Source organism: Campylobacter sp. 2018MI13 (assembly GCF_018501135.1).
Lineage (GTDB): Bacteria > Campylobacterota > Campylobacteria > Campylobacterales > Campylobacteraceae > Campylobacter_E.
On record NZ_JAHCZC010000067.1, the window covers coordinates 1 to 10,241 of the forward strand.

Sequence of the window (10,241 nt, forward strand, 5' to 3'; positions counted from 1 at the left end):
GTTATATTTGTATTTATTATAAGCTATTTAATAGGTTTAATACCTGCAAGATTGCTATTAAAAGATATTGTAACTAAAGAATTTCAATTTAATCAAAATACCAAGCTTAATTTGTATGAATGTTTATATAAGTCTTTAAAATCATATAAGGATATCTTTTATTATGTATTATTTGGTATGTTAATAGGTGCTTTTTTGCATAATTTTATGCCTGTTGAATTTATTAAAGATTATTTATCTAGTTTTGGAATTTATGGTATATTTTTGGCTAGTTTTGTTGGTTTGTTGCTTTATATACAAACTTGCTTGATTATTCCATTGGGAGTAACTTTAATAAATGTTGGGTTTCCTATCGGTATATTTTTTAGTTTTTTAATAGCTGGTGGGGGTTGTTCTTTACCTGAATTAATTTTACTTAGGTCAATGTTTAAAATTCGTATGATGATAATATTTATCATTAGTATTTTATCAATGGCAAATATTTTTGGAATTTTACTTTATTTATTTTATTAAGGATTAAAATGAAGAATTTATTAAATTATACAGCAGCTATAAATGATGAAACTAGGCTTAAAATCTTAGCTTTTTTAGATATTCACAAAAAATGTTGCGTATGTGAGATATGTGAGAGTTTTATGATGCTTCAGTCTAGGATTTCAAGGCATTTAAAGATATTAAAAGATGCTGATTTATTAATAGCTAGTAGGGGTGGGGCGTTTATTTATTATGAGATAAATTATGAAAATACTAAAGAGATTTTAGAGCTTTTAAAAAAGGCTAATTTTACTTTACCTGATTTAAAAACCCCAAAAGAATGTAATTCCTAGAAAATCTAGGAATTAAAATAAAAATCCAACAAAGCCATTAACAACAAGAGCATTTACAATATCTACTAAAAATCCACCCATAATAGGAACGATAATAAATGCTATTTTGCAAGGTCCGAAGTGATTTGTTACTGCTTGAAGATTTGCAATCGCGGTTGGAGTTGCACCCATACCAAAGCCACAATGTCCTGCTACAAGGCAAGCTGCTGCGTAGTTTTTGCCACAAATAACAAAGGTTACATATCTTACATAAATAATAATTGCTATTGTTTGAATTATTAATAAAACGCTGATTGGAACAGCTAATTTTATAAGTTCAACGATATTTAAAGTCATAATTGACATAGCAAGGAATAATGATAAAGCCACATTTCCTATCACACCTACTTCTCTATCAAATACTTTATGAATATTTAGTGAGCTAAAGCCATTTCTAATAATAATACCTGAAAATAAGCACCATACAAATGTCGGCATACTATCTAAGAATTTTAAAAAGCCAATTTCTTTATTGGTAGCTACATTTGCTGCTTGGCACGCATAATCAATTGCATTACCAATCACTAAAGCAAGAGCAATTAAACTTAAGCTTGTAATAAAACTATAACTTGTAATTAATCTTACTTTTTGCGGACTTGTAAATGCTTCATCACTTGATGTTTCGTTGTTTTCTACTTCATCGCTTTTTAGATTAAATTTTTTGATTAAATAATTTGCCATAGGACCACCAATAAGCCCACCAGAAATTAATCCATAAGTAGCACATGCCATTGCTATATCAGTTGCTTGTGCGAAATTATAAGGTGCTTCTTGAAATGTAGCTCCCCAAGCAGCGCCAGTTCCATGCCCACCACTAAGTGTAATTGAGCCACCAAGTAAGCCTATTAATGGATTTTCACCCATAGCACTCATTACTCCAACACCAATTGCGTTTTGAACTACTAATAGAGCAAAAACAGCAATTGAAAAAGTAATTAGTAATTTCCCGCCCTTTTTGATACTATCAAAATCAGCACTAAGCCCAACCGTTGCATAAAATGCTAATAAAAGTGGGGTTTTTATATCTTCTGCGAATTTGATTGTAAAATTTGCATAATAACTAGATAAGAATAAAATAAATGCTACTATGATACCACCAGTTACAGGCTCTGGAATATCGTAATTTCTTAAAAAGCTAGAATATTTAGTAATTATTCTACCCAAAATTAAGACAAGCATAATACAAATAAATGTGCTATAAAAATTAAGTTCAAGCACACTAGTGCCATTATCATTGCTAAGCAAAGTTGCAATACCGAGATTGATTTTTTCCATTAAAACTCCTTTTATTAAATCGCTTTATTTTGTCTTAAAATATTTAATTTGTTACAAATATAAGCAATTAATTTTGTTTTTTTAAAAAAGTGAGTAATTTTGTAATAATTTTGAGATTTTATTTAATAAAGTTTTGATTGATATATAAAGAAGAGCTACCTAAAAGGTAGCTTAGAAATTATTTGCTTTCAGCGTCTTTTTTTTCTGCTTCTGGCTCAACTGCAACTGCTTGTGCATTTGCATCAGCATTTTCTACTGATTGAGTTTGTTCTACTGGTTGAACTTTTGTAGCGTCTGTATTTTCTTCTGCGAATAAACCTGCACTAAATGCACCTAAGATAGCTGTTAAAACTAATAACTTTTTCATTTTTTCTTCCTTTTTAATTAAAATGCGCCGGCATTCTACTCCTACAATCTTAAACTTTACTTAAAAAAAATAAATTTTGAAAAAATATTCTGAAATTCCTAATATATAGTCAAATTAGCGATTTTAAATTAGCAAAATATTTATAAAATTATTAAATATATTTATATAATTTAAATTAAACAATTATGGATTTTAAAATAGGAATTTAGTTCCTATTTTGTTGATTTTGTTTTTGCATTATCTGTGTTTAGTAAAGAACTAATTCTTACTCCATTAAGATAAATTATCCAAGAAAAATAAAGCCATATAAAGAAAAATAAAACAGCAGAAAAGCTACCATAAATGCTAGCATATACTTTATTTAATGATATATAAAATACAAAAAGACTTTTAAAAATGCTCCAAACTAAAGCTACTAAAAAGCTTACTAGAGCTATGATTTTAGGATTTAAATGTTTATTAATTGATATATGAAAACATACAAAAAACAAAGCCCAAATGATTAAAAAAGGTAAAATCCCTAAGAAATTAAACTTAAGTCCTATTGCATCTATATATTTTTGAATTTTATAACTTAAATAAAAGCTAGTTAATAATCCTAAAGGTGCTAGAGTAATTAGCGACCAATATGTGCTAAGTGATGAAAAAAAGCCCTTTTTAGGAGTATTGCTAATGTGCGAGATGGTATTTTCATAAGCATTAAAAAACATAAATAAAGCAAAAACCATAGCGATAATTCCTGCTACATCAAGTTTTGTGCTATTTTGTAAAAATTGCTCTATGTAATTTACAGAATTTGCTTCTTGGTTTGGCAAAATTAAGCTAAATATAAAATTATTTAATTGGCTGCTTTGTTCTTTAAAACTTGGCATATGAGCGAATACAAAAAAACTTAAAGATAAAATCGGAATAATATTTAAAACACTATAAAAAGAAAGCGAACTAGCGTGTTGTAAAATACCTTTATCACTTACATTAATAATTGTTTTTAAAATGTGTAAAATCTTTTTCATAAAAATCCTAGATAAATAAAAAATATTAAGTTCAAACTTATAACAAAAATTGCTAAATACCTATGAAAAATTGATAAAAAACTAAGTATTAAATAAATGAAAAAATATTTAAATTCCAATTTAAAATTAGTTGCAAACATTTTAAAATCTAAAAACATTAATAAGTATTTATCCAATAAATCTCCTAAATTAATAATATGTAAAAACAAAACTAAAGGATAAAAAATCACAAAAATAGGAGTTAAAATAATCCCTAATAATTGTTGAAAGCTAAGCAATGGAAAAAAGTATAAAACAGGTGCAACCATTGCAAAAAAGGTGCTAAGTTCAAGGCAGATTAGTTTTGTAATTGAATTAGCATTAAAATGATAAATAAACAAAAATATATAAAAGACCCCAAGGCAAGAGAAGAAAAACCCCACATTAAATAAAAAGCTAGGATTAATAGCAATGCAAATAAAAAATGCTAAAAATAAATGCGAAAAACTAAGAATTTTAATTGCTCTAATTATAAAATAAAATCCCAAAATAGCCATTATAAATGAGCGAAAATAGCTTGCAACTAGACCAATTTCATAAAAATATAAGGCTAAGATTATGAAAATAATTATTCCTAAATCAAAATGAATTGACCTATATGGAAAAAATCTTTTTTGAAAATACTTATAAATAATTGAAAATATAAAGAAAAATATGGAATAAATAAGCCCTAAATGATAGCCTGATATTGCTAGTAAATGTGCAATTCCATAGTAATTTACGCTATCTCTTAAATCCTTGCTAATGCTTTTTGCAAAAAATAAAGCTCCAAAAAATTGCTTCATAGTTAAATTCTCGTGCTGATTTATAAAATAACTTACAAATGCGTTCTCTTTAATCTCATCTAATTCTTCTAAAGCATAGCTTGGCAAATAAAATCTAGCTTGTAAGTATTCATAAAAATTAAGCTTATTTTTAGCTGCGAATTTTAAGCTGATTTGATTGGATTTAATTTCTGTTTTAGTAGTTGTGTATATTAAAACATCTTTATATGCAAGTGCTAGAACATAATAACTTTTATTATTTTTAGTTTTTAAATAATTATTGTTTATTTTTAACTCATAACTATCTTGTTCTAAAAACTCGCAAAAATCTAAGAATTTCAAATGCACTTGCAAACAAAATATAGCAATTAAAACAATAAATATTATAAAATAATGTTTTTTATTGATTATTAGAGTTCTTTTGCTCTTTATATTCATCACATAAATCGTTTAAAAAACAATTATTACAATCAGGTTTTTTAGCCTTGCAAATATATCTTCCAAACAAAACCATTCCTTTATGCAATTTATCAAGGTCGGTTTTAAATAGTTTTGCAAGCTCTTTAGCACAATCATTAGGAGTTTTTGCATTTGATATTTTTAATCTTTTGCTAACTCTAAAAATATGAGTATCTACAGCCATTACATTTGCACCCAAACTCTCGCATAAAACCACATTAGCAGTCTTTTCTCCAACCCCTGCAAGGTTTATTAAATCATCAAATCTCATAGGTATAATTCCTGAATGAAATTCCACAACACTTTTTGCCATTTTGATAAGATTAATTGCTTTATTTTGATAAAAATTACAACTTTTAATTAATTCTTTTATATTCATTAAATTTGCATTTGCTAAAGAATTTATATCAGGATAGTTTGCAAATAAACTTGGTGTTATTAGATTAACCCTACTATCAAGGCATTGAGCTGATAGCATAACACAAACTAAAAGTTCATAATCATTATTAAAAATTAATTCACTTTTTGCGTTTTTATAATTATTTAAAAATCTATTTTTAATTTCTTTTTCTCTTCTTCTCATAATTACTATCTTACTATTTTTTTACACAATATTTGTAAAATGATATATCAAATCAATTGAAAAAGGAAGATATTATGAAAAAAATTTCATTAGTTCTAGCAGGACTTTTATGTGGTGTAAGCTTAAATGCAGCTGTGGTTGCAACTTATAAAGGTGGAGAAATTACAAGCGATGATTTAGCACCTTATTTAGCTCAATTTCAAATAAGCGATGTAAGTGCGCTTCCAAAAGAAGTTAAAGATGGTTTAATAAGAGATGTATTATCAAAAAGACTTTTTGCTAAAGAAGCTGAAAAGATGAAATTAGATAAAGATGCGAAATTTCAATCAGCTTTAAATAGTGCAAAAGAATTATTACTTGCTCAACAATATTTATTGAAAAAATTTGAAGGTATCAAGGTAAGTGATGCTGAAATTAAAAAATATTATGATGAACATTTAAATGATTTTAAAGTTCCTGAAGCTGTAAAAACTAAACATATTTTAGTTGCTAGTGAAGCTGATGCTAAAGAAATATTAAAACAATTAAAAGGTCTTAAAGGAGATAAATTAGTAGCTAAATTTAGCGAACTTGCTAAATCAAAATCACTTGATAAAGGTTCAGGAGCAATGGGTGGCGATTTACCTTATATGAGTGCAAATGAATTAGTTCCTGAGTTTTTCAATGCAGCTAAAAAACTTAAAAAAGATGAAGTGTCAGAACCTGTAAAATCTCAATTTGGTTTTCATGTAATATTAGGAGAAGATTTTAGAGCTAGCAGACAAGGAAGCTTACAAGAAGCAACTCCATTTATTGAAAATGGTTTAAAAAATGAAAAACATAAAGAATTAATTAAAAACGAAGTTGAGAATTTGATTAAAAATTCAGGCTTACAAGTTAAATAAGGATTTATAATGGGTGTTTTAGAATTAGTAAAACCAGGTGTTATTTATGGTAAAGATTTAGAGCGTGTTTATGCTTACGCAAAAGAAAATAAATTTGCAATTCCAGCAGTAAATGTTGTAGGAACAAATTCTATAAACGCCGCATTAAAATCTGCTCGTGAAGCAAATTCGCCTATTATTATTCAATTTAGTAATGGCGGAGCTAGTTTTTTTGCAGGAAAAGATTGTCCTAATTCAGCAGTAATTGGAGCAATTGCAGGTGCAAAGTATGTGCATGAAGTAGCAGCTGCTTATGGAGTAGTTGCTATTTTACATACTGATCACGCAGCAAAAAAACTTTTACCTTGGATAGATGATTTAATTAAGGCAAATGAAGAATTTTATGCAATTCATAAAAAACCTTTATTTAGTTCTCATATGCTTGATTTAAGCGAAGAAAGTTTAAACGAAAATATTGAAATTTCTTGCGAATATTTTAAGAAATTTAACGCATTAGAAATCGGTATAGAAATTGAATTAGGTTGCACTGGTGGAGAAGAAGATGGAGTTGATAATACAAATATTGACAATGCTAAATTATACACTCAACCAAGCGATGTAGCACTAGCTCATAAAGAATTAAGCAAAATTGGGACAAATTATACAATCGCAGCAAGTTTTGGTAATGTTCATGGGGTTTATAAACCAGGAAATGTAAGACTTGAGCCAGTAATTTTGCATAATTGTCAAGAATATTTACAAAAGGGTGCAAAACCACTTAATTTTGTATTCCACGGCGGAAGTGGTAGTGAAGCAGAAAAAATCACTGAAGCAATCAATTACGGCGTAATTAAAATGAATATAGATACTGATACTCAATGGGCATTTTGGGATGGTGTTCGTGAATATGAAGTAAAAAATCACGGATATTTACAAGGACAAATCGGAAATCCTGAAGGCGATGATAAGCCTAATAAGAAATATTATGACCCAAGAATGTGGTTAGTTGCTGGAGAAAAATCTATGCAAAAACGCCTTTTACAAGCGTTTAGCGAGTTAAATTGTATGAATAGGAATTAATCTTGCAAACAATAATTGTTAAAAAGAAGAAAAGTGTATTTTCTTCTTTTTTATTTTTAATCTTTTTACCTTTATTAGTCTTCGTGTTAGCGATTTTAGCTTATTTAAATATTATAAAACTTATTATGCCATTACATACTATTATAATGTGTGCTGTGCTTTTAGTATTTGCTATGTTTTTTGCACCGCAAAATGAATATTGTGTATATGCAAAAATTAAAAAGAATTCATTAATTTTTGAAAATGATTTAAAAGATTTTATTAAAGATAATTCTTTAAGAATTGATGAAATTAGTAAGGCTAATGTGAGTTTTGATGAATTTTTTGATAATTATTTACATAAGCTAAAGCCACTTTCATTTGGATATATTGCTAGTGCTGTTTTTCCAATGATTGGAATTTTAGGAACATTTATAAGTATTGCAATATCTATGCCTGATTTTAAAGTAGGTAGTTCAGCTGCGCTTGAAGGAGAAATTAGCTTATTGCTTAGCGGAATTTCAACTGCTTTTTATGTTTCAATTTATGGGATTTTTCTTACTATTTGGTGGATGTTTTATTCAAGACTTGGTATTGCTAAAATTAATAATTTTAAAGAAAATTATAGAATTAATAGTAAAAAATATTTTTGGAGTAAAGAAGAATTAGAAAGAATTTCTCTTAGAAAAAATAGTGAGTTATTTTCTAATACAAATTTATTATTATCAAAGCTTTATGATAATGAGTTTTTTAATGAAATATCAAAACTCCATCAAGATAAATTTACAGGTTTTAAAGAATTATTTAAATCTTATGAAAAAATTGCGATAGTTCATACAAATTTAGCTCAAAAATCTTTAGAATTAAGCAATAAAAATACTAAGCAAATGCAAGAAAAAATAGATGAATTTTCATTAAGAATTGAAAATAGCTTGAAAGAATTTGCTAAATTAAAAGAAGATTTAGAAGCTAAATTATTAGATTTTAAAAATATTTATGAAGATGAAAAACACGAATTTAGAATAGTTGATGAATTAAAAGCTGATATTGAAAACCTTAGTAAAGAAGCAAATCAGGTATTAAATAAAATAAATAATGCGTAATAAAGATAATAATAATTTTTGGATAGTTTATGCTGATTTGATGGCTGGATTGTTGTTTGTATTTATTTTAGTTCTTAGTGCTATTGTTTTAAAATATATTTTTACACAAAATGAGCTAAAAAATGAACAAAAACATTTAGATGAATCAAAAGCTTTAATAATTAGCAAAGATGAGCTTTTGAGCTCGTTAAATGAAGAGCTTGAAAAACTCAATATTTCATTAAACGATGAGCTAAATAAAAATAAAGATGCAAATGATTATATTAAAAAATTGCTTCTTAATTTAGATGAAAATGCAAAAAATAAGGAAGAATTATTAAGCAATATTGACAAAAAAGACGCACATATTTTAATGTTACTTAAAAATCTTGAAGATACTGAAATAAAAATAAAAAATAAAGATGATAAAATAGACGAATTAGCAAAGCAATTGAGTGGGTTTAAGGTTGAATACGAAAAGCTTAAAAATAATAAAACAAAATTAATTCAAGCTTTACAAAATAAATTATCAAATGATATTTTAATCAATCTTAATTCAGGCAGTATTAGCTTAAATGCTAGTATTTTGTTTGATAGTGCGGAGTATTTGATTAAAGATAGTGCAAAAGAAGAGCTTAAAAAAACTCTAATTAAGTATTTTGATGCCTTGCTTAGCTCACCTGAAATTCTAGCTAATATTGATAGTATAGTGATTGAAGGACATACTGATAGTGTTGGTGGATTTACTTATAATCTTGAGTTATCTCAAAAAAGAGCTTTGGAGATTATGAAATTTATTAATTCGTTTTATAATGATAAAAGATTAGAAAAACTACTTGTAGCAGTTGGCAAAAGCTATAATGATTTAAAATTTAAAGATGGCGTTGAAGATAAACAAGCAAGCAGAAGAATAGAAATAAAATTACAATTTTCAAATGAACAAGCAATCAAGGAATTTGAAAGCGTAATTTCAAAGGATTTAAGTGAAAATAGCAATAATTAGACTTAGTGCAATGGGCGATATTTTTCATATGCTATGGCATATTAATTATATAAGAGCTGCATATCCTAAAGCTAGGATTGATTTTTTTGTAGATTCTAGGTTTTATTTTTTACTTGATGGACTTATTTGGTTTGATAATATTTATTCATTACCACTTAAAAAACACCCAATAAAAGCATTAAAAGAGATAAAACATTTAAAAAAATCATATGATATTAGTATTGATTATCAAGGAAGAATAAAATCAGGTTTTTTAGCAAATTATTTGAGTGCAAATTCTTATGGATATTCTAAAAATGGCTTAAGAGAAAAATTAGCTTATTATTTTTATAAAAACCATTGTAATTGTGATTATTTAGAAAATGTGTATAAAAGAAGCCTTGAATTAACTCGCTTTGCTTTAAAAGAATTTAAAAATGATGAGTTAGTAACTAGCGATGTATTAATTTATGATGAGATAAAAACTCAAAATATTATGAATAAAATAAAGCCTTTAATAGAAGATGAATTTATATTATTACATAATGGCTCAAGTAAAATAAATAAAATGCTCCCTTTAGAAAAATTAATTGATATTTGTAAAAATTGTGATTATAAAATATTGCTTAGTTGGGGTTCTCAAATAGAACTTGATAGAGCAAATGAGATTGCAAAAGAATGTAAAAATGCTAAAGTCTTGCCTAAAATTTCATTAAATGAATTAGTGTTTTTAAGTAAATTAGCAAAATTAATCATAGGAAATGATAGTGGGACTACTCATATTGCTGTGGTTTTAAATCGTCCTAATATAACTTTTTTAAACGAGTGTGATAAAAAACCTGCAAAAAGATTAATAAGTCCATCTAATTTACAACATTATTTTTATAAA

Annotated in this window: 12 protein-coding genes; 7 read left to right on the plus strand and 5 right to left on the minus strand. The window is 26.6% G+C overall.

Translation table 11 applies throughout. The annotated features are described in order from the left end of the window. Together KJQ99_RS07230 and KJQ99_RS07235 are read left to right on the plus strand one after the other, a co-directional pair. Nucleotides 1-513, plus strand: a 513-nt coding sequence (locus tag KJQ99_RS07230; RefSeq protein ID WP_214150400.1) for a permease, incomplete at its 5' end; no start/stop codon positions are given. Nucleotides 514-521: 8 nt separating this feature from the next. After that, nucleotides 522-827, plus strand: a complete 306-nt coding sequence (locus KJQ99_RS07235; protein ID WP_214150401.1) for an ArsR/SmtB family transcription factor — start codon at nt 522-524, stop codon at nt 825-827. Nucleotides 828-839: 12 nt separating this feature from the next. Here KJQ99_RS07235 and gltS read toward each other — a convergent pair whose 3' ends face one another. The 5 genes from gltS to nth all read right to left on the minus strand — a co-directional run bounded on the left by gltS (nt 840) and on the right by nth (nt 5,366). Further along, the gene (gene gltS / locus KJQ99_RS07240; protein WP_214150402.1) at nt 840-2,141 is read right to left on the minus strand and encodes a sodium/glutamate symporter; all 1,302 of its coding nucleotides are present in this window, start codon (nt 2,139-2,141) and stop codon (nt 840-842) included. Nucleotides 2,142-2,319: 178 nt separating this feature from the next. Further along, nucleotides 2,320-2,508, minus strand: a complete 189-nt coding sequence (locus KJQ99_RS07245; protein ID WP_214115772.1) for a hypothetical protein — start codon at nt 2,506-2,508, stop codon at nt 2,320-2,322. Between the two features lie 212 nt (nt 2,509-2,720). Beyond that, nucleotides 2,721-3,521, minus strand: a complete 801-nt coding sequence (locus KJQ99_RS07250) for a YihY family inner membrane protein (RefSeq protein WP_214115771.1) — start codon at nt 3,519-3,521, stop codon at nt 2,721-2,723. After that, complete coding sequence (locus KJQ99_RS07255; RefSeq protein WP_214150403.1) at nt 3,518-4,762, minus strand: ComEC/Rec2 family competence protein; 1,245 nt, start codon at nt 4,760-4,762, stop codon at nt 3,518-3,520. The genes KJQ99_RS07250 and KJQ99_RS07255 overlap by 4 nt, the downstream gene beginning before the upstream one ends. Further along, nucleotides 4,725-5,366 (minus strand): endonuclease III, encoded by a 642-nt coding sequence (nth, locus tag KJQ99_RS07260; protein ID WP_214150404.1) that lies wholly within the window; start codon nt 5,364-5,366, stop codon nt 4,725-4,727. The genes KJQ99_RS07255 and nth overlap by 38 nt, the downstream gene beginning before the upstream one ends. A 74-nt stretch (nt 5,367-5,440) precedes the next feature. On the opposite strand from nth, the gene KJQ99_RS07265 reads away from it, so the two are divergent. From KJQ99_RS07265 to KJQ99_RS07285, 5 genes are all read left to right on the plus strand, one after another. Next, nucleotides 5,441-6,250, plus strand: a complete 810-nt coding sequence (locus KJQ99_RS07265) for a peptidylprolyl isomerase (RefSeq protein WP_214120118.1) — start codon at nt 5,441-5,443, stop codon at nt 6,248-6,250. A gap of 9 nt (nt 6,251-6,259) precedes the next feature. Beyond that, a complete protein-coding gene (gene fbaA, locus KJQ99_RS07270) occupies nt 6,260-7,309 on the plus strand; it encodes a class II fructose-bisphosphate aldolase (protein ID WP_214150405.1) in 1,050 nt (349 codons plus the stop codon). A 2-nt stretch (nt 7,310-7,311) separates the two neighbouring features. Continuing rightward, a complete protein-coding gene (locus tag KJQ99_RS07275) occupies nt 7,312-8,391 on the plus strand; it encodes a MotA/TolQ/ExbB proton channel family protein (RefSeq protein ID WP_214150406.1) in 1,080 nt (359 codons plus the stop codon). Next, nucleotides 8,384-9,373 (plus strand): OmpA family protein, encoded by a 990-nt coding sequence (locus KJQ99_RS07280; RefSeq protein WP_214150407.1) that lies wholly within the window; start codon nt 8,384-8,386, stop codon nt 9,371-9,373. Before KJQ99_RS07275 ends, KJQ99_RS07280 begins: the two co-directional genes overlap by 8 nt. Further along, nucleotides 9,354-10,241: glycosyltransferase family 9 protein (locus KJQ99_RS07285; protein WP_214150408.1), on the plus strand; the 888-nt coding region annotated here is incomplete at its 3' end. The genes KJQ99_RS07280 and KJQ99_RS07285, both read left to right, overlap by 20 nt.